Origin of the sequence: Streptomyces prunicolor NBRC 13075 (genome assembly GCF_000367365.1) — a bacterium.
GTDB classification, from domain to species: domain Bacteria; phylum Actinomycetota; class Actinomycetes; order Streptomycetales; family Streptomycetaceae; genus Streptomyces; species Streptomyces prunicolor.
The window spans coordinates 99,913-118,440 of the sequence record NZ_BARF01000002.1 but is presented as its reverse complement, the minus strand read 5'-3'; the positions used below and the strand labels follow the sequence as shown (position 1 = coordinate 118,440).

At 70.2% G+C, this 18,528-nt stretch carries 17 protein-coding genes, 1 tRNA gene and 1 pseudogene; 14 read left to right on the top strand and 5 right to left on the bottom strand.

Features of this window, described 5'->3' with window-relative positions; translation table 11 throughout:
• Positions 1-426 precede the first annotated feature (426 nt).
• Positions 427-1,092 carry a bifunctional DNA primase/polymerase gene (locus SPR02S_RS00955; RefSeq protein ID WP_026150092.1) on the top strand — a complete coding sequence of 222 codons (666 nt, stop codon included), beginning with the start codon at positions 427-429 and terminating at the stop codon, positions 1,090-1,092.
• A 56-nt stretch (positions 1,093-1,148) separates the two neighbouring features.
• Positions 1,149-1,700 (top strand): hypothetical protein, encoded by a 552-nt coding sequence (locus tag SPR02S_RS00950; RefSeq protein ID WP_019055056.1) that lies wholly within the window; start codon positions 1,149-1,151, stop codon positions 1,698-1,700.
• A gap of 244 nt (positions 1,701-1,944) precedes the next feature.
• Here the strand turns inward: SPR02S_RS00950 and SPR02S_RS00945 are convergent, their stop codons facing one another.
• The 3 genes from SPR02S_RS00945 to SPR02S_RS00935 form a co-directional block, all read right to left on the bottom strand.
• Positions 1,945-2,910, bottom strand: coding sequence for a DUF5926 family protein (locus tag SPR02S_RS00945; RefSeq protein WP_019055055.1), 966 nt, complete (start codon positions 2,908-2,910; stop codon positions 1,945-1,947).
• A gap of 149 nt (positions 2,911-3,059) precedes the next feature.
• Entirely contained in the window at positions 3,060-3,620 is a 561-nt protein-coding gene (locus SPR02S_RS00940; protein WP_043257980.1) for an ATP-binding protein, read from the bottom strand.
• Positions 3,621-3,850: 230 nt separating this feature from the next.
• Positions 3,851-4,702, bottom strand: a complete 852-nt coding sequence (locus SPR02S_RS00935; RefSeq protein WP_019055053.1) for a glycerophosphodiester phosphodiesterase — start codon at positions 4,700-4,702, stop codon at positions 3,851-3,853.
• 306 nt (positions 4,703-5,008) lie between these two features.
• Here SPR02S_RS00935 and SPR02S_RS00930 point away from each other — a divergent pair, with 306 nt between their 5' ends.
• The 6 genes and pseudogenes from SPR02S_RS00930 to SPR02S_RS00905 all read left to right on the top strand — a co-directional run bounded on the left by SPR02S_RS00930 (position 5,009) and on the right by SPR02S_RS00905 (position 10,177).
• Entirely contained in the window at positions 5,009-6,535 is a 1,527-nt protein-coding gene (locus SPR02S_RS00930; RefSeq protein WP_026150091.1) for a S1C family serine protease, read from the top strand.
• Between the two features lie 234 nt (positions 6,536-6,769).
• Positions 6,770-7,411, top strand: coding sequence for an RNA polymerase sigma factor (locus tag SPR02S_RS00925; protein WP_019055051.1), 642 nt, complete (start codon positions 6,770-6,772; stop codon positions 7,409-7,411).
• Positions 7,412-7,415: 4 nt separating this feature from the next.
• Positions 7,416-8,357 carry a CU044_5270 family protein gene (locus SPR02S_RS00920; RefSeq protein WP_026150090.1) on the top strand — a complete coding sequence of 314 codons (942 nt, stop codon included), beginning with the start codon at positions 7,416-7,418 and terminating at the stop codon, positions 8,355-8,357.
• A gap of 143 nt (positions 8,358-8,500) precedes the next feature.
• A pseudogene (locus SPR02S_RS54915) lies at positions 8,501-9,429 on the top strand (GNAT family N-acetyltransferase).
• Between the two features lie 117 nt (positions 9,430-9,546).
• Entirely contained in the window at positions 9,547-9,933 is a 387-nt protein-coding gene (locus tag SPR02S_RS00910) for a barstar family protein (RefSeq protein WP_026150089.1), read from the top strand.
• A 157-nt stretch (positions 9,934-10,090) separates the two neighbouring features.
• A tRNA-Ser gene (locus SPR02S_RS00905) sits at positions 10,091-10,177 on the top strand.
• Between the two features lie 145 nt (positions 10,178-10,322).
• On the opposite strand, the gene SPR02S_RS00900 is transcribed toward SPR02S_RS00905, so the two are convergent.
• Positions 10,323-11,249, bottom strand: a complete 927-nt coding sequence (locus tag SPR02S_RS00900) for a DUF4232 domain-containing protein (protein ID WP_019055047.1) — start codon at positions 11,247-11,249, stop codon at positions 10,323-10,325.
• Positions 11,250-11,550: 301 nt separating this feature from the next.
• A complete protein-coding gene (locus tag SPR02S_RS00895; RefSeq protein WP_019055046.1) occupies positions 11,551-12,453 on the bottom strand; it encodes a bifunctional DNA primase/polymerase in 903 nt (300 codons plus the stop codon).
• 369 nt (positions 12,454-12,822) lie between these two features.
• On the opposite strand from SPR02S_RS00895, the gene SPR02S_RS00890 reads away from it, so the two are divergent.
• The 6 genes from SPR02S_RS00890 (at position 12,823) to SPR02S_RS00865 (ending at position 18,390) form a co-directional block, all read left to right on the top strand.
• Positions 12,823-13,134 carry a hypothetical protein gene (locus SPR02S_RS00890; protein ID WP_019055045.1) on the top strand — a complete coding sequence of 104 codons (312 nt, stop codon included), beginning with the start codon at positions 12,823-12,825 and terminating at the stop codon, positions 13,132-13,134.
• Positions 13,135-13,436: 302 nt separating this feature from the next.
• Complete coding sequence (locus SPR02S_RS00885) at positions 13,437-14,675, top strand: acyl-CoA dehydrogenase family protein (RefSeq protein ID WP_019055044.1); 1,239 nt, start codon at positions 13,437-13,439, stop codon at positions 14,673-14,675.
• Complete coding sequence (locus SPR02S_RS00880; protein ID WP_019055043.1) at positions 14,672-15,646, top strand: bifunctional MaoC family dehydratase N-terminal/OB-fold nucleic acid binding domain-containing protein; 975 nt, start codon at positions 14,672-14,674, stop codon at positions 15,644-15,646. Before SPR02S_RS00885 ends, SPR02S_RS00880 begins: the two co-directional genes overlap by 4 nt.
• Position 15,647: 1 nt before the next feature.
• Positions 15,648-16,775 carry an acyl-CoA dehydrogenase family protein gene (locus SPR02S_RS00875; RefSeq protein WP_019055042.1) on the top strand — a complete coding sequence of 376 codons (1,128 nt, stop codon included), beginning with the start codon at positions 15,648-15,650 and terminating at the stop codon, positions 16,773-16,775.
• Positions 16,776-16,795: 20 nt separating this feature from the next.
• Entirely contained in the window at positions 16,796-17,218 is a 423-nt protein-coding gene (locus SPR02S_RS54910; protein ID WP_019055041.1) for a MaoC family dehydratase, read from the top strand.
• Positions 17,215-18,390 carry a lipid-transfer protein gene (locus SPR02S_RS00865; RefSeq protein ID WP_019055040.1) on the top strand — a complete coding sequence of 392 codons (1,176 nt, stop codon included), beginning with the start codon at positions 17,215-17,217 and terminating at the stop codon, positions 18,388-18,390. Before SPR02S_RS54910 ends, SPR02S_RS00865 begins: the two co-directional genes overlap by 4 nt.
• Positions 18,391-18,528: the final 138 nt, after the last annotated feature.

The following is an 18,528-nucleotide window of genomic DNA, read 5'->3' as shown; positions in this document are numbered from 1 at the left end:
CGGGGGTATTTCGCTCTCCTCTTGCGGATTGGCAAAGTTGGCTTAAAACTGCATCAGGGGACGGTCCATTGCGGTCGACTGGGTTTGCTCGACGGAGCGTCACAGCGGTCGTGATGGGTACGTACTCGGAGAAGGCCAGGGGTGGCTGGGGGCCACCCGGAACCTGGTGAAGGACCCGGGCGTCTTAACCACCGACGATCGTGACCCATCCTCCCGTGGCGGAGGCGGAGAGAACTACGCGGGACGGCAAAACGCCAGACTTCGCCACCCCCAATCGCCACGCTCTGCTTTTCAAGCACGCACGGGTTCCCCTTGCCGAAGGCAGGGGTGTGATGCGCCAACAGGTACGCACAGTGAAGTGATCGACACATGGTGTGATGTGGTCCTCGGTGTTGCCAGCGGTGCAACGGAAAGGAACGAGCGCTCATGCGCGAGATCCTCGGAAAGCGACGCAGGCTCCTGTCCAGGCGAGACAACAGGAGGTCTGAGATGCTCAGCGCGGCCCTGACCTTCGCGACAGAATGGCAATGGCCCGTCCTCCCGGGCGTGGCACCGGATCCCCAGGGACGAGCCCGCTGCGGCTGTCCGGACCCGGAGTGCACGGTCCCCGGCGCACACCCCTTCGACCCCGGCCTCCTCGCGGCCACCACCGACGCCCGGATGGTGCGCTGGTGGTGGGGCAACCGCCCCGCCGCGCCGATCGTCCTCGCCACCGGCGACAAGGCTCCCTGCGCGGTCAGCCTGCCCGCACCCGCGGCCTCCCGGGCCCTTGCCGCGCTCGACCGCCAGGGCATGCGCCTCGGTCCGGTCGTCGCCGCGCCGACTCGCTGGTCGCTGCTCGTCAAGCCGTACTCCCTGGAGCAGTTGGGCGAGCTGCTCTACGCCAAGGACCACGTCCCCGGCTCGCTCCGCTTCCACGGCGAGGGCGGCTACCTCGCCCTGCCCCCCTCCGAGACCGGCCAGGGCCAGATCCGCTGGGAGCGCGCACCACTGCCCGGCTCGTCCTCGCCCTGGGTACCCGATGTCGAGGCCGTGGTGGACGCCGTGGTCGAGGCCCTCACTCGTACGGGTGTGAGCGCCCCCGAGTTGTAGGGGTGTCGGGCGTGCGCGGGACATGGCGCCCGTAGTTGGTCGTTATCTTCCGCTCTATGAACCTTCGTCTGCTCGCCCTCGCGGGCGTCGCGGTGTGCGCGGTCGCGCTACCGCTGGCCGTGGCGTCCGCGGGACCCGTACGCGACGAGGGTCACGCGGTCGTACGGTCCCTTTCCCTCGGGTCCTCCGACGACGACCCCAAGGCGCCCTCCGCCGCGCCCTCTCCGGCCCGCTCCCCGCTGACGCTCGGCCTGGGTCTCGCGACGGCCGCGCGCTGCGGACCCGAACTCTCCTCCCCCGACGGCATCGAGGCGCAGACCTGCGTCATGACGCAGGGTGAGGACACCTGGGCGCGCACCTACTACCGCAACGCGACCGGCGACGACCTGGACGCGGTGCTGAGCCTCATGGGTCCGGCCGACCGCACCGTGCAGATGCACTGCGCCGTGGAGGCCGAGGACGAGCCCGCGCTGTGCGAGACACCCCGGGAGCGGACACGGGGCGATCTGGACGCCTACACGGCCGTGGCGGAGTTCGCGGGGCGGGGCGGGAGCGGGCCGTTGTTGCTGCGCTCGGGGAGCAACTCCTCGGCGCCTACGGCGAGTTGACGGACGACATCGTTCCGTACACGCGGGCCGGGCATGAAAAGACCCGGTTGCTGGCGACGGGGGATGCACCAGCAACCGGGCTACTCGAACGGTAACAAGAGATCGGCGGTTCGCAAATTCGATCTCGGCTATTCGGACACCGACTTCCCTTTCACAACGGGGAGTTGTGACAGGAGTCACCGGAGTGAACAGGCCTGTTGCGGCTGAACCGGCGGCCGGTCGAACCCTTGGCCCATTCCGGGTGTCAGCTCAGCGTGACCTGCCGGTTGGTGAGACCGCCCCGCGCGCGGCGCTCGTCCGCGGTGAGCGGCGCGTCCGTGGCCAGCGCGGCGGTGAGGCGCTCGGCGAACTCGGCGGCCGGCTTCTCGATGTCGTCCGCGCCGAGCCCGCTCGGCAGGTCCCAGACGGGGACGGTGAGACCGTGAGCACGGAAGGACCCCACGAGACGGGTGCCCTCGCCGAGACCGGAGCGGCCCGCGGCGTGCAACCGCGCGAGACCGTCCAGAAGTTGCTCCTCCGGGTACGGCATGACCCAGCGCAGATGGTTCTTGTCCGGGGTCTCGCACCAGTACGCGGCGTCCACGCCCTGGAGCTTGACGGTCGGGATGGCGGCGGCGTTGGCGCGCTCCAGGGAGGCGGTCACCTCCGGCGCCGCGCTCGAAGCTTCCGGGACCCAGAATTCGAAGCCCGGGTGCACAACTGGCTCGAACGTGCCTTCCGGGTCGAGCAGATCCTGCAGTCGCGGACCCTCGGCCGGGGCGCGGCGGGCCTGCACCGGAGTGCCCGGGTCGGCGGCCAGCGCGCGCTGGAGGGTGTCGGCGAGGTCGCGGCTGATGTCGCCGGAGGCCGTGTCGTTCTGCAGGCCGAGCAGCACCGAGCCGTCGTCCCGGCGCAGGGCCGGCCAGGCCATCGGCAGCACCGTGGCGAGCGTGACGGACGGAACCCCTTCGGGGAGACCGCCCTTGAGGGGCAGTGCGACCGTGGCCGCGGGCACCAGCTCGCGCAGCGCCACCCAGTCGCCCTCGCCGGGCAGTCCCTCGAAGGGGCGCTGCACCAGCTCGGTCACCGCGTGGGCGGCGGCCCGGCCGTGGCAGGCCTTGTAGCGGCGGCCGCTACCGCAGGGGCAGGGCTCGCGGGCACCGACGACCGGGACCTCCGCGTCGCTGAGCTGCGGCCGCTTGGCCGTGGTCTGGGGGCGCTTCTTGGCCATCGTGGGTGTCTCCCGGTTACGGCTCGTCTCGTACGGGCGGGAGCCTAGCCGTTCACGCCATGACCGACGGGTGCCTGTGGACAACCCGGCGGGTGTGGACGGCGGCCTGTGGACAACGCGGGTGACGTGGACAGGTACGGGCCGGCGGGTCAGTCCAGGTCGTCGAACGCGTCCGCGAACTCCAGCCGGGGGATCGCGGAGCCCTGGGAGACCGTGGGAGCCGTGACGCGCGTAGCGAAGTCGTCGCGCCGGTGCCCCGCATCCGGATCATCCACGTCGTCCTGCACGACGACCCACACCGTGACCTCGCCCCGGGTGTCGTCCCGGACACCCCAGTCGTCGGCCAGCGCGGTGATGATGTTCAGGCCGCGTCCGCCGCGCGCGGTCACCGACGGGGTGGCCGGAGCCGGGCGGGTCGGGCCGCCGCCGTCCGTCACCTCGACCGTGAGCCGGCCGCCCGTGTCCACGCGCCAGGCGCACCGGACGTCACCGTCACCGGCCAGGGCGTCGCCCAGGGGCCGGCCGTGCTTGCACGCGTTGCTCAGCAGTTCGGAGAGGATCAGTACGGCATCGTCGATGACCGCTTCCGACACACCGCCCGTACGCAACTGGTCGCGCATGCGATGTCTTGCTTCCCCCACGCCCGCAGGGCCATGGGATACGGCCATGCTCGACGACGTGGGCACCTCTTGTGCCACCACCAACGCCACCCCCGAGACCTCCTTCGCCCCACGCCACGGTGTGGATGCCCCATGGGCCTGTACCGGAAACCGGCCAATCCACGTTCAGTGACGCATTCGCAATGCTCGAACACGGACCGAACGCGCCGGAGCACTCCCTGTGATGGAGTGGCTTGTTTTCGGTGGTGTGGCCGAGTTCGGAGGATGGTGCAGGTGAGGTGCCCGGGTCAAGGGGTGTTTAGGGGTCTTTATGAGGTTCTTTAATCTCCGCGGCCGAGCTGGCTCAGAACGGCCCTCGGCCGGTTGGTGATGATGGCGTCAATGCCCAGGTCGACGCAGAGATCGACGTCCTCGGGCTCGTTGACCGTCCACACGTGCACCTGGTGACCGGCGTTTTTCAGCCGCTCGATGTACGCAGGGTGATTGCGCACGATCCGGATCGAGGGGCCTGCGATCCGGACACCGGCCGGAAGTCGACCGTCCCTCAGGCGTGGTGAGAGGAACTGCAACAGGTAGACGGTCGGCAGCGTGGGGGACGCGGCCCGCACCCGGTGCAGCGAGCGCGCCGAGAAGCTCATGACCCGTACCGGGGAGTCGGCGGCGGTGGCCGGGGCGTCCAGGCCGAAGCGCTTCAGGAGCACCAGCAGCCGTTCCTCGACCTGCCCGGCCCAGCGCGTCGGATGCTTCGTCTCGATGGCCAGCTCCACCCGCCGGCCCGCGTCCGCGACGAGTTCGAGCAGTCGCTCCAGGGTGAGGACGGAGGTGTCCTCCCGGTCCTCCGGGTCCTCGGGGAGGTGCTCCCAGTCGGGCTCCTCGTCCCGTGTCTTCCAGGAGTCGCGGTTGTCGCGGGCCTTCCAGGACCCGAAGTCGAGGGCGGCCAGGTCGGCGAGCTCCAGTGCCGAGACCGCCCCGCGCCCGTTCGACGTCCGGTTGACGCGGCGGTCGTGCACACAGACGAGGTGGCCGTCGGCGGTCAGCCGTACATCGCATTCGAGGGCGTCCGCACCGTCCTCGATCGCCTTCTTGTAGGCGGCCAGAGTGTGTTCGGGCGCCTCTTCGGAGGCTCCGCGGTGGGCGACGACTTGGATCCGGTGCTGCCGTGCGAGGGTCACCGCGTCATGGTGCCATCGCGACGGGGAAGGCGTGGAACCGAAGGGTCGTGGCAAGGGCCGTAGCAAGGCCCGTGGTACGGGTCCTGGAAGGCGCGTAGAGAGTATGTCTCGTTGGCCCGATAGATCCCTTATAAAGGTTCGCCATCAACCCACAGGCACCGCTTATGGTGCTCTGACGGCCGGTGGGAAAAGCTGACGGCATACAAAAGCACATGCACAGCTGTTTCGCGCCGGACCGATCGACAAGCGTGAAGAGTGTGACCGCATGCTTCCGAGAACAACAGCCGTGGACCGAGGAGAAGAGCTGTGAGCACCGAGAACGAGGGCACTGAGGTACCCCCGGCCCCGTCTGCACCTCCTGTGCCGGTGGAATCTCCCGCAGCTTCCCCGCAGGCGGCCGCGGCCGAGGGGGGCGCGCCCACGACGCAGCTCCCGCCGGTGCCTCCGGGCGCCCCGCAGGACACGCTGCACGCGGGCCCCGCTCCGGCGTACGCCGGAGCGCCCCCGCAGGGCACGGGATCCGCCCCCGACGCCTCCTGGCCGCCCCCGCCGCCCGCCACCCCGTCGTACGCCGACAGCGGCACGGGCGCGTACGGCGGCGAGGGCGTCGGCGGCTACGGCGGCGACGCGTACGGAGGTGACGGCGCCGGTGCGGGTGGCGGCTGGGGCACCCCGTACCAGCAGCAGCCCGCGCCCAAGAAGCCCGGTGGCGGACGCGGTGGCCTGATCGCCGCCGTACTGATCGCCGCGCTGGTGGCCGGCGGCCTGGGCGGTGGCCTCGGCTACACCCTGGCCAAGGACAACGACGACAACAGCAACTCCACCACCGTCTCCGCCGACACCGGCAGCAGCGCCTCCGTGAAGCGCGACCCGGGCACCATCGCGGGCGTCGCCGCCAAGTCGCTGCCCAGCACGGTCACCATCGAGGCCGAGAGCACCAGCGGCGAGGGCGGCACGGGCACGGGCTTCGTGTTCGACACCCAGGGCCACATCGTCACCAACAACCACGTCGTCGCCGACGCGGTCGACGGCGGCAAGCTCACGGCGACCTTCCCGGACGGCAAGAAGTACAACGCCGAGATCGTCGGCCACGCCCAGGGCTACGACGTCGCGGTGATCAAGCTCAAGGACGCCCCCAGCAACCTCAAGCCGCTCGCCCTCGGCGACTCGGACAAGGTGGCCGTCGGCGACGAGACGATCGCCATCGGCGCCCCCTTCGGCCTGTCCAACACGGTGACCACGGGCATCATCAGCGCCAAGAACCGCCCGGTGGCCTCCAGCGACGGCAGCTCCACCAGCAAGGCGTCGTACATGAGCGCCCTCCAGACCGACGCCTCGATCAACCCCGGCAACTCGGGCGGCCCGCTGCTCGACGCGCAGGGCTCGGTCATCGGCATCAACTCGGCGATCCAGTCGACCAGCAGCGGCGGCCTCGGCTCCACCAGCCAGTCCGGCTCGATCGGCCTGGGCTTCGCCATCCCGATCAACCAGGCGAAGTACGTCGCCCAGCAGCTGATCAAGACCGGCAAGCCGGTGTACGCCAAGATCGGCGCCTCCGTCTCCCTGGAGGACAGCGCCTCCGGCGCGACGATCACCGCCGAGGGCGTCAGCGGCGCCTCCTCGGTGGAGGCCGGCGGCCCCGCGGCCAAGGCGGGCCTCAAGGCCGGCGACGTCATCACCAAGCTCGACGACTCGGTGATCGACAGCGGCCCGACCCTGATCGGCGAGATCTGGACCCACAAGCCGGGCGACAAGGTCAAGATCACGTACAAGCGCGGCGGCACGGAGCACACGACCGACCTGACTCTGGGGTCGAGGGTCGGCGACAGCTGACGTAGCGCCAGACGAAGACGCTCAACCGGCGGGCCGGGCAAGGGTTTCCTTGCCCGGCCCGGTCGTTTTCCGGCCAGGCGTTTTCGTCCTCCACGCGTGCGTGCATGCGGCTGAATCCGACTCGGGGACCTCGACTCAGGGACCTCGACTAGGGAACTGGATTCCTCCCTGCGGCGAAGTACGGGTGAAAGCCCAATCTTCATCAGCGTGTTCGCATGGACGAGAGGAGCCCCGATGACCGTCGAACCAGGCATCAGAGTGGGGCAGGACAGTGACGCCTCGACGAGTGACGCCTCGGTGATCGAACGGTCGTGGGAGAAGCCCGAGGCATTCGCCGTGCTCTTCGACCGCCACGCCGACTCGGTGCACCGTTACGCGGCGCGCCGGCTCGGTACGGAGGTCGCCGAGGACCTGATGGCGGAGACGTTCACCACCGCGTTCCAACAGCGCTTCCGGTACAACACGGAACTGGCCGACGCCCGCCCGTGGTTGTTCGGCATCGCGACCAACCTCATAGGCCGGCACCGGCGCACCGAGGCCCGACGGCTGAAGGCGATCGGCCGGCTGCCGTCGGCCGCACCCGCCGACGGTTATGAGGACCCGGTCGCCGACCGGGTGGCCGCGCGGGTCAGCGCACAGGCCGTACGGGGCGAACTGGCCCTGGCGATGGCCCGGTTGCCCGCCAGGCACCGGGACGTGCTGCTGCTGGTCGCCTGGGCCGACCTCGGCTACGAGGAGGTCGCCCGCGCTCTGGAGGTACCGGTGGGGACGGTCCGGTCACGGCTGCACAGGGCTCGCAGAAAACTTCGCGACGCATTGGGCGGATCCGATCCGACAGCCTTCCCAGAGGAATCCGAGGAATCCGACGATGAATGAACTGATGCGTGGACTAGAGCCCTTGAGGGAGTGGGACGCGGACACGCCCCCGCTCACGGACGCCGCACGCGCGCGTGCGCTCTTCCGCCTCCACCAGACGATGCACGTCCCTGCCGCTTCCGATCCTGCCGCTGTGACCGTCGGGCGCCGTCCGATCCTGCGGATGGCGGTGGCGGGCGTCGCGGCGGCGGCGATCACCACGACCGTGCTGATCGCCAACGACTCCTCCCCCCGCACCCAAACGGTGAGCGCGACCACTGTGCTGCACGGCGCGGCGACCGAGGAACGTCGCCTGGAGAAGCCGATCGCCCCGCGCGACGACCAGTTCATCTACACCAAGGAGATCATCAAGGAGACCCCGACCAAGGGCGGCTCGACCCGCACCTACGTCGACGAGAGCTGGAACTCGGTCGACGGCTCCAAGAAGTCCTACGTCAGCGAACTGGGCCGCAAGCAGTGGGTCCCGGTGTTCGTTCCGGGCCAGGGCACCTGGCCGCCGACCAAGTGGACCGAGCTCGAGCAACTGCCCACCGATCCGCGCAAGTTGCTGATCACCCTGCGGGACATGGGCGGAAAGCCGGACTACAGCAAGCCGATGAGGGCCGCCGACTGGCCGATGACCCAGGTCTTCGTCTCCGGTCTGCTCCGCACCCCCGTCCTGCCGAAGGGCCTGCGCTCCGCGGCCTACGAGGCGCTCGCCAGTGTCCCCGGCATCAAGGTCCTGCCGCACCAGAAGGACGCCGACGGCCGCGAGGGCATCGGCATCCAGTACGTCGGCGCCCCCGGAACCCCCTGGGCGCATGGCGGCCCGATCATGGTGTTCGACGCGAAGACGTACCGGTACCTCGGCATGCGCGACCAGCGGACTGCGGGCGGGAAGACGTACCGACAGTGGTCGTACGTCGCCGTGAGCGCCGTGGTGGACCGGGTGATGCAGCGGCCGTAGGGATGTGAGGTGGGGTGAGGTGGGGTGGTGTGAGGTGCTGGTCGGCGGGTCAGCTGGGCATGTGTCGAGGGCCGTTGAGCGAACCACCGGTATACGTTGAGCGAACCACCGGTATACGCGGAGGCCTCGGGAAAACATGAACCATGCGACCGGACGACTGGCACCTCACCGCTGACGTCGAGGACTTCCTGGCCCGGGCCGGGGAGTTCCTGAGGTCACGCCCCACGCCACACACCCAGACACTGACGGCGACCGAGAAGCTACGAAGGCGGGGGCCGGAGGCACAACACGGCGCCGAGGCCCCGTGTTCGGACGGCTGGAACGAGCGGGCGAGGTCCACGCCACCTTCTACCGTCTCCCGTCCCGCGGCCTGGCCCCCACCGCCCTCACCCCCGAGCAGGCCGACACCCTGGCCGCCCACCTGGCGGACCGCGGGCACGCTCTGCCTTACGTCACCGCGGACCAGAGCACCGCGAGCGCGTTCGCGGAGGCATGGCAACGGCACACAGGCGCGACGCCGACACTCCGCGCTCGTCTCCACCTCTACCGACTCGGCACCCTTACCCCACCGCAGTTACTCCCGGAGGGCAGGGGCAGGGGCAGGGTCGCGGGCGAGGAGGACCATACCCAAGTCGTCCACTGGTGCGGTGAGTTCGCCGCCGCAGTCGACGAAGTCCTCCCCACCTCCTGGGCCGACACCCGCTTCGCGGACAAACACTTCACGTTCTGGGAGACCCCGGACGGCACTCCGGTCTCCATCGCCGGCTCGACCTCGATGATCGGCGGCATGGTCCGGGTGGATCCCGTCTACACCCTGCCCCACCTCCGCGGTCGCGGCTACGCCGCCGCGGTGACGACCGAGGTGACCAGAGCGGCGCTGGCCACGGGCGCGACGGACGTCGTCCTGTTCACGGACCCGGACAACCCCACCAGCAACGCCCTTTACCAGCGCCTCGGTTATGTCCTGTTCACGGACTGGGCGGTGTACGACTTCTCGGGTGCCGCGGCGGGGCGGCCGCGGCACCCTAGCGACGACTACATGTCGAGCCCGAACCGACAGCTCAGGGTCTGACGGTAGGAGTGGCCGGCCTGGGTGTAGTCCGCCTCGCAGCCGGAGATCTTCTCGGTCACCTTCCAGGGAGCCGGAATCGGAGGGACAGGGCGCGTAGCTGCACGTATCCTCCGAGCCGTGACACCGATATATGTGCTGGACGGCACGCAGATCAGAACGCTGGAAGACTTCTGGCGAGTCATCGGCGAAGCGATCAACGGTCCCGGGGGCTATTTCGGTCGGAACCTCGACGCCTTCGCCGACTGCCTCAGCGGTGGCTTCGGAGCACCCGACGACGATGACTATGTGGTGGAGTGGCGCGACCACCAGGTGTCTCGCGAGCATCTCGGCTATCCGGAGACAGCTCGCCAGTTGGAGATCCGGTTGTCACGCTGTCACCCCACGAACCGCCCTTCGGTCAGCGTCGACCTTGCCGCAGCGAGACAAGAGCGCGGAACCACTGTCTTTGACTGGCTGGTCAAGATCTTTGAGGATCGCGCTCCTGGCGTTCTGCGCCTCGGGTGACGGGTGACGGGTCACGAGGGCGCCTTGTTCAGCACGCGGGGAGGCGGGCGTGCCAGTGCTCCCTGGGGAGCTGTGGGCCTGGGGTGGGCCATCGGGCACACAACCGCCTGGCGGCCGGTAGTCTGTACCCGCTCCGTCCCTGGTGGGCGTGTGCGCAGGTGGGTTGCCCGAGCGGCCTAAGGGAACGGTCTTGAAAACCGTCGTCGCAGCGATGTGACCGTGGGTTCAAATCCCACACCCACCGCGTGGATTGGCGGCCCCCGACCGGGAATTGCGGTCGGGGGCCGTCGTCGTACGCGGTGTCTTTCGGGGGCCGTCGTTGTACCCGGTGCGGTGCCGGACCGTGTTCGCAACGGCAGCGCGCCGGCTCGCGATGTCGCCGGAACGTCCTAGCTCTGCGCCTTCACCCAAGGCCGGACCCCGAGCTTCCCGGTGGTTCCGAGGTCGAGGTGGGGGGTCACCGTCACCGGGGCGGCACCGGCCTTCGCGCGTACCCGTACGTAGGGCACGTTCACCGCCGTGCCGAACTCGGTGGTGTTGCGCCACACCAGGCCCGCGGTCGCCGACTCGCCGGGCTTGAGGGTGATGGTCTGTGGCGGCTTGTCGGGTCCGTCGCCGGTGGTGATCTCCGTGCTGCCGTTGAGGATCTTGATGCCGTGGACGGGGTTGAAGTCGTCGTCCAGGAGTTCCAGCTTCGGGTAACCCTTGATCGTGTAGTCGCGCGTACCGCAGTTGTCGAGGTGCAGGCCCACGACGCGCAGCCCCATGGCCGCGTCGCCCCGGTCGGCGCTGACCCGGATGCCGGAGGCGGGGCAGGTGCCCGGCGCGGCCGGTGCCTCGTTCGCGGGCACCTTGGTCACTTCGAGGACCTTGGCTCCCGTCACCCGCGGTGTGGTGAGCGGCAGTCTTCCGGCGCGCACCGTACCGCGCACGGTCTTCCCGGGACCTACGTCGCGTACGGTCGCCGTCTGGTTGGACATGGCCCCGCCGTCGGCGCTCGTGAAGGTGAAGACGACCGTGTAGGTCAGGGTCTTGGTGCCCTTGTTGGTCACCTCGTAGGTGGCGGAGATGCCCGAGTCCATGGTGAGGGTCTCGGCGGTGACGGACGTGCTGCGAGTGGGCGACGGAGAGGCCGACGGGAGGGTCAGGGAGGTGATCCGTACGCCGTCCTTGCCCGGGTCGTCGACCTGTGTGCGGGACGACGGTTCGGCCGTGGCCGCGCCGGTGTTCCCGGAGCCCGCGCGATCTGTTCCGCAGGCTGTGAGCAGCAGGGCGGTCGCGGCGACAACTGGGAGAAGGCAAGCGGCTCTTGGCATTCGCTCACCTCATCAGGGCGCGGATCACGCGCGTGTGATGGAGGCCATAGTTCCGGCAACGGGAGTGTCACAAGTGGGGTGGGAGGGGGGGGAGTGTTGGGCCGCAATCAGCCGCCAAATCAGGCGTCGGACCAGCCGCCGGACAACCAGCCGCCGGACAACCAGCCGTCGGACCGGCGGCCGGACGACCCGCCGTCCGACCAGTCGCCGAGACAGCTGACGGTACGTCAAGCGGTGCCGCTGCTCAGCGAGTTCCCAGTCACGCACCCCGGGTCCGTGACGCCCACACCCCGCCCGGGTCTCACGGCCGCCGCCCCGTCATCCGCGCCGCCGAAGCGATAGTCGCCCGCGCCTCCCTCTCTGACAGCCCCGTGCCCAGCGCCGCCTCGACCAGGGGGTCGACGAGCGCGGGCCCGATGTCGTTCTCGTAGGCGCGGCAGGCCGCCCAGAAGAGGCGGGTGTTGCGTTGGCCTTCGTGGGCGGCGAGGACGAACTGGACCAGGCCCTGGCCGTGTTGGCCGGTCGAGGTGGGCGTGGGGTGGTTCGTGCGGGGTGGGGGGAGTAGTAGGCGCAGGAGGGACGGTGGGCAGGGCGCGGGGGCCAGGTGGGCGGTGGCGGGGGCGGCGCCGTAGAGGCCGTGGTCGGTGCGGGAGCCGGGGCCGACGAGGTAGCCGCCGGCGCCGCGGATGTCGATGCCGGGGGCGAGGCGGCTCGCGGAGTTGGGGACGACGACGTCCGGCGGGCCGGTGAGCCAGAGGTGGCGGCCGCCGCTGGGGGTCAGGACGACGACGGTCTCGGGGATCGTGAACAGGTGGCGGAGGGCGAGTTCGCGCAGCGCGGACGAGGAGTCCGTGCCGGACTTGGTGTCGAGGTCGATGCCGATCAGGTGGTGCGGCGGCAGTCCGCACGCGATGCCGTAGCCGGTGGCCCAGGGCGCGGCGGCGAACAGTTCGCGGATGCGCGTCGGGTCGGACGAGGCGTCGTACACCCCGTGGCCGAGGCGTCCGCACTCGCCGTGGCAGCGCGGGCCCGTCGAGGTCACCGCGCCTGCCTCGCCCGTCGTGCTCAGCAGGTCGTCGCGGTGTGGGGAGCGCAGGGCCGGGAGTTTGGTGCGGGACAGGGGGATCACGGCCAGTCCGCGCTCGGCGGCTGACAGGGCGTGTGCGAGGGCCAGCGTCGTGGCCTGCCGGTCGGTGGTGGCCATGCCTCCATGTTCGTACGAGTGTTCGAAAAAAGGAAGAGGGGGAGGCGGCGACTCGCCGGGGCGGGCGGATTGGCCGGAAATCTGGCGGAACGCTTCGCCCCTTGGGGCGCCTGGGGTGAGCTGTCCGTACTGCCCTGAACTGCGGCTTCAAGGTGGGTGAGGGGGTTTATCGACTTGTCATCACGCTTCAGGGGGAATAACCGCTTCCGGTCTGGTTCGCCGGGGATTCGGTGGGCAACTCTGGTTCCGCGACGTTGTGCACCACACCGAGGCGGTCGGCCAACCGCCTTGGCAGAAGCAGTACTTGAAGCCGTAGTTCATGTGCGTTCGGCTACGGAGCCGGTACGCACCCTGTTCTGGAGGAACAACATGGCAAGCATCCGTACCGCCCGCGTCATCGCCGCCGTCTCCGCCCTCCCGCTGGCAGCCGCCCTCTTCACCGGCGTCGCGGCGGCGGACAACGGCGCCATCGCGGGCAACGGATCGAACGCGGGTGTGGCGACCGTCAGCGGCAGCGGGGTCGGGCACGACAACAAGGGCAACTCGTCCACCACACAGCAGCAGGCGGTCGGCTCGGGGGCCTCGAACCAGAGCAACACCGCCCAGGTAAACGGTTCCGCGTTCACCGCCATCAACCAGGGAAACGAGAACGTCGCCGTCAACTTCGCCAACTTCTGGTAGCCGCGCCCGACTTCCGCGCGGGGATGCGCGGGGGTGTGTGAGGTGCGAGAGGTGTGCTCTCTGGGGTTGTGACGCGTCTGCGCGGTGGTGCTTCGGTGCCGCCGCGCAGGCGTTTTTCGTGCGCCACGCGTGCGTGCCCGGACGGTTGGACCTCTGTGCCGTAACGACCTTGACAGTGCACGTCATCTGACGGACAGTCAGAAACCCCCGTCCGTACGGCGTCTACGTGACCGACGACGCCTACGACACCTACGACGCCTACGTGACCGATGACGCCCACGTCGCCCCGGAGGTCCGCCGCCGTGCACCTCGCCCCGACCCCCCGCCAACGGCGACTGCGCGCCGAACTCCGCGCATACTTCGCCGAGTTGATGCCGGACGGCCCACCCGGCGCGGACGACCCCCAGGGCCAGCGGTCCCTGCTGCGCCGTATCGGCGGCGACGGCTGGCTCGGGCTCGGCTGGCCCGTCGAGTACGGCGGTCAAGGGCGCGGCGCCGACGAGCAGTTCGTGTTCTTCGACGAGGCCTACCGGGCGAACGCACCCGTCTCGATGGTCACCCTGAACACCGTCGGACCGACCCTCATGAAGTACGGCAGCGAGGAACAGAAGGCCGCCCTCCTGCCGGGCATCCTGCGCGGCGAACTCGTCTTCGCGATCGGCTACAGCGAACCCTCGGCCGGCACGGACCTCGCGTCCCTGCGCACGCGCGCGGTACGGCGACGAACGGGGGGCGAAGCGGGTGGGGACGGGGATGGAGACGCGGGTGGCTGGCTGATCGACGGGCAGAAGATCTTCACCTCCAACGCCCACAACGCCGACTGGATCTGGCTCGCCTGCCGCACCGACCCCGAGGCCCCCAAGCACCGCGGCATCTCGATCGTCCTGGTCCCGACCGACGCGCCCGGATTCTCGTGGACGCCGATCGACACGGTGGGCGGGCAGCGGACGACGGCCACGTACTACGACGGGGTCCGCGTCCCGGCCGGCAACCTCGTCGGCGCGGAGAACGAGGGCTGGTCCCTCATCACCAACCAGCTCAACCACGAGCGGGTCGCCCTCGCCGCGACCGGAATGCAGGCCGAGGACTTCTACACGGCCGTGCTGACCGCCGCCCGCACGCCCGATCCGGTGACGGGACGGCGCCGGGTTGACGAGCCGTGGGTGCGCTCACAGCTGGCCGAGGCACATGCCCGGCTGGCGGCGACGCGCCTGCTCAACTGGCGTTTGGTGGGTGACGTCGGGGCGGGCCGGCTGGCGCCCGGCGACGCGAGCGGCGTGAAAGTCGTGGGAACCGAATCGACGGTCGCGGTGTACCAGATATGTCAGCACGTCGCCGGGACGGACGGGCCGCAGGGACCGGACGGGTCGACGGGGCTGGCAGGACTGGTGCGTTCGGGCTCGCCGGGTGTCTTCGGGGACGGCGAGCTGGAGCGGTTGAACAGGGCGGCGCAGATCAACACGTTCGGGGGCGGGGTGAGCGAGGTGCAGCGGGAGATCGTCGCGACGATGCGGCTCGGGATGACGAGGGGGCGGAGGTGAGCACGGTGGTCGATGAGCTGGGGGCGCGACTCAAGACGTACGAGGGACGTGCGGCGGCCGTCGCGGGCAGGGGCAAGGACCCCGTCAACGAGCCGATGATCCGGCACTGGTGCGAGGCGATGGGCGACACGAATCCGGCGTACGCGGGGCCGGACGCCGTCGCCCCGCCCACCATGCTCCAGGCGTGGACCATGGGCGGCCTCTCCGGATACACGGGCCGCACGGGCCGCACGGGGGCCTACGACGAGCTGTTCGACCTCCTCGACGAGGCGGGCTGTACCTCAGTGGTCGCCACCGACTGCGAGCAGGAGTATCTACGGCCCCTGCGGCCGGGCGACGAGGTCACGTTCGACGCGGTCATCGAGTCGGTGTCCGACCGCAAGACGACGAAGCTGGGCACGGGGTACTTCGTCACCACACGCATGGACGTCCGGGTCGGACCGGACCTCGTCGGCACCCACCGCTTCCGCATCCTCAAGTACGCCCCCGCACACAAAAAGGGGAACGGGAAGGAGAGGCGCGAGGGGAAACGGGAGGGGGTCCGCGCCCGCCGCCCCCGCCTCGTCGTCAACCGGGACAACGCCGGCTTCTGGGAGGGCGTACAGCGGCACCAACTCCTCATCCAGCGCTGCACGGACTGCGGAACCCTGCGCCATCCCTGGCTCCCGGGCTGCAACGCCTGCGGCGGCCCGGACTGGGACACGGTCGAGGCGAGCGGCGAGGGCACGGTCTACTCGTACGTGGTGATGCACCACCCGCCCTTCCCTGCCTTCGATCCCCCTTACGCGGTCGGGTTGATCGAGCTGGCGGAAGGCGTGCGGATCGTGAGCAACGTGGTGGGCGTGCCGTACGACAAGGTCCGCATGGGGTTGCCGGTACGGCTCGAATTCCAGCGGTACGACGATGAAGACGGGCCACTGGTGCTCCCCGTCTTCCGGGCGCAGGAAGACCGAGAGGGCGGGGCGGGCTGACATGGACTTCACGCCGACCGAGGACCAGGCGGCGGCCCGTGACCTGGCCGCCCGTATCTTCGGCGACCTCTCGACACCGGAGCGGCTCACGGCGGCCGGGACGGGCAGCGACCCCGAGCTGTGGAAGGCCCTGTGCGCGGCCGGACTGGTGGGCGCCGTCGAGGAGTTGGGCCTGCTCGGGCTTGTACTCCTCCTGGAGGAACAGGGGCGGACGACCGCGCAGGTGCCCTTCGCGTCGACCTGTGTGTACGGGTTGCTGGCAGTCGCTGCCCACGGCACCCCCGAGCAGCGGGAGCGGTTGTTGCCGGGGATCGGGGACGGGTCGGTGGTGGTGTGCGGGGCGTTTCCGGCGCAGGGGGGTGTACGAGGGACAGTGACAGGTGGTGAACAGGATTCCACGCAGGGCGAGTTGACCGGCACCGTCCCCGTCGTCCCCTGGTTGCGCGACGCCACGCATGTCCTGGTCGCCGACGACCGGCGCGAGTTGTGGCTGACCCCGGTCACGGAGGCAGCGCGCGTCGAGCCGGTCGAGCTGATGGCACCCTGGTCGGCGGGGCGACTGACGCTGGACGGGGCATCGGCGGAACGGCTCGGTGCGGCGGGCGTCCACCCCCGTGCTCAAGTCCAGCACCTTCCGTCCCATCCCCCAACTCCCTCCCCCTACACCGACGTCCTGGCCACGGCCCGTACCGCCTTCGCCGGGCTACAGGCCGGGGTGTGTGCCGGTTCGCTCGCCCGGGCTGTGGCGCACGTCAACACGCGGGAGCAGTTCGGGCGTCCGTTGGCGACGCGGCAGGCGGTTCAACTCCGGGCGGCCGACGCGCACATGGACGTCGAGGCGATCCGCGTGACGGCGTACGAGGCGGCCTGGCGGCGGGACGCGGGGTTGCCGTACGCCACGCACGCGCTGACCGCCGCCTGGTGGGCGTCCGAGGCGGGCCTGCGTGTCGTCCACACGGGTCAGCATCTGCACGGCGGGGCGGGAGCCGACCTGGACCATCCGGTGCACCGGCACTTCCTCTGGGGCCGGCAGCTGGACGCGTACCTGGGCTGCGGGGGCGAAGTGCTCCAGGAACTGGGGGAGTTGATCGTGAGCGAAGGCGAAGAGGCGGAGGCGGGCAAGGAATGACAGCCGAAGCACCGGTGCGAGTGAAGGCGGGTGACGAGTTGCCCCCGCTGGAGATCGAGATCACCCGCACCCTGATCGTCGCCGGAGCCGTCGCCTCCCGTGACTACCAGGACGTGCACCACGACGCGGAGGCGGCACGGCAGAAGGGCTCTCCCGACATCTTCATGAACATCCTGACGACGAACGGCCTGGTCGGCCGCTACATCACGGACCACTTCGGACCGGGGGCCACCCTGCGCAAGGTGGCCATACGGCTCGGCGCCCCCAACTACCCGGGCGACACGATGGTGTTGACGGGGCGAATCGAGGAGACGGACGGTGACACCGCGACCGTACGGGTGCTCGGGGCGAACGGCATCGGCAGACATGTGACCGGCACGGTCACGGTTACCGTGCCGACCGGGCACGAGGTCACCGCATCCACGAGCGAGGCCGGGGAATGAGCGCCCGCACCCGCGACACCCTCGGCGGACGCGCCGCGATCGTCGGGATCGGGGCGACCGAGTTCTCCAAGGACTCGGGACGCAGTGAGCTGCGGCTGGCCGTGGAGGCGGTGCGGGCCGCGCTGGACGACGCGGGGCTGACACCGGCGGACGTGGACGGGATGGTCACGTTCACGATGGACACCAACCCGGAGATCACCGTCGCCCAGGCCTGCGGGATCGGTGAGCTGTCCTTCTTCTCCCGGGTCCACTACGGCGGCGGCGCGGCCTGCGCGACCGTGCAGCAGGCGGCGCTGGCCGTGGCGGCGGGGGTCGCGGAGGTGGTGGTCTGCTACCGCGCCTTCAACGAGCGGTCGGGGCGCAGATTCGGCTCGGGGGTGACACACCGGGAGCCGTCGGCGGAGGGCGCGGCGCTCGGCTGGGCGCTGCCGTTCGGGCTGCTCACCCCGGCGTCGTGGGTGGCGATGGCGGCGCAGCGGTATCTGCACACGTACAGCCTGGCACCGGAGGTGTTCGGGCAGGTGGCGGTGGTGGACCGTAAGTACGCGGCGACGAACCCGGCGGCGTACTTCCACGGCAGGCCGATCACGCTCGCCGAGCACGCGGCCTCGCGGTGGATCGTGGAGCCGCTCAGGCTGCTGGACTGCTGCCAGGAGACGGACGGCGCCCAGGCGATCGTCGTCACGTCGGTGGAGCGGGCCCGCGACCTGGCGTGTCCACCGGCGGTGATAGCGGCGGCGGCGCAGGGTGCCGGGCGGGCGCAGGAGCAGATGACCAGCTTCTACCGCGACGATCTGGCCGGCCTGCCGGAGATGGGCGTGGTCGCGCGCCAACTGTGGCGGACGGCGGGGATGGGCCCGGAGGACATGGACGTGGCGATCCTGTACGACCACTTCACGCCGTTCGTGCTGATGCAGCTGGAGGAGTTCGGGTTCTGCGGGAAGGGGGAGGCGGCGGACTTCGTGGCCGAGGAGCGGTTGCCCATCAACACGCACGGGGGACAGCTCGGGGAGGCGTACCTGCACGGGATGAACGGCATCGCGGAAGGCGTCCGACAGGTGCGCGGCACGGCCGTGAACCAGATACCGGGGGCGGGGCGGGTCCTGGTGACGGCGGGGACGGGGGTACCGACCTCCGGGCTGATCCTCACCGTGCCGGGTGCGCGGGGCTGATCCTCACCGCCGTTGGCACGCAGGGCTGATGGCTGATCCTCACCGCCGCTGGTACGTAGGGATTAGCCCCCAGGGGTAAACCCGCAGTACATGTCACCCCCTCCTCCACCTTCAGGAGGTGTAGCCGGCCCCACCCCT

Coding starts and splice junctions, on each gene's coding strand:
- SPR02S_RS00900 (WP_019055047.1), bottom strand. CDS start 11,249: ATGCCAAGAGCCGCTTGCCTTCTCCCAGTTGTCGCCGCGACCGCCCTG.
- SPR02S_RS00890 (WP_019055045.1), top strand. CDS start 12,823: ATGGCAAGCATCCGTACCGCCCGCGTCATCGCCGCCGTCTCCGCCCTC.
- SPR02S_RS00875 (WP_019055042.1), top strand. CDS start 15,648: ATGGACTTCACGCCGACCGAGGACCAGGCGGCGGCCCGTGACCTGGCC.
- SPR02S_RS00950 (WP_019055056.1), top strand. CDS start 1,149: ATGAACCTTCGTCTGCTCGCCCTCGCGGGCGTCGCGGTGTGCGCGGTC.
- SPR02S_RS00920 (WP_026150090.1), top strand. CDS start 7,416: ATGCGTGGACTAGAGCCCTTGAGGGAGTGGGACGCGGACACGCCCCCG.
- SPR02S_RS00945 (WP_019055055.1), bottom strand. CDS start 2,910: ATGGCCAAGAAGCGCCCCCAGACCACGGCCAAGCGGCCGCAGCTCAGC.
- SPR02S_RS00895 (WP_019055046.1), bottom strand. CDS start 12,453: ATGGCCACCACCGACCGGCAGGCCACGACGCTGGCCCTCGCACACGCC.
- SPR02S_RS00865 (WP_019055040.1), top strand. CDS start 17,215: ATGAGCGCCCGCACCCGCGACACCCTCGGCGGACGCGCCGCGATCGTC.
- SPR02S_RS00955 (WP_026150092.1), top strand. CDS start 427: ATGCGCGAGATCCTCGGAAAGCGACGCAGGCTCCTGTCCAGGCGAGAC.
- SPR02S_RS00925 (WP_019055051.1), top strand. CDS start 6,770: ATGACCGTCGAACCAGGCATCAGAGTGGGGCAGGACAGTGACGCCTCG.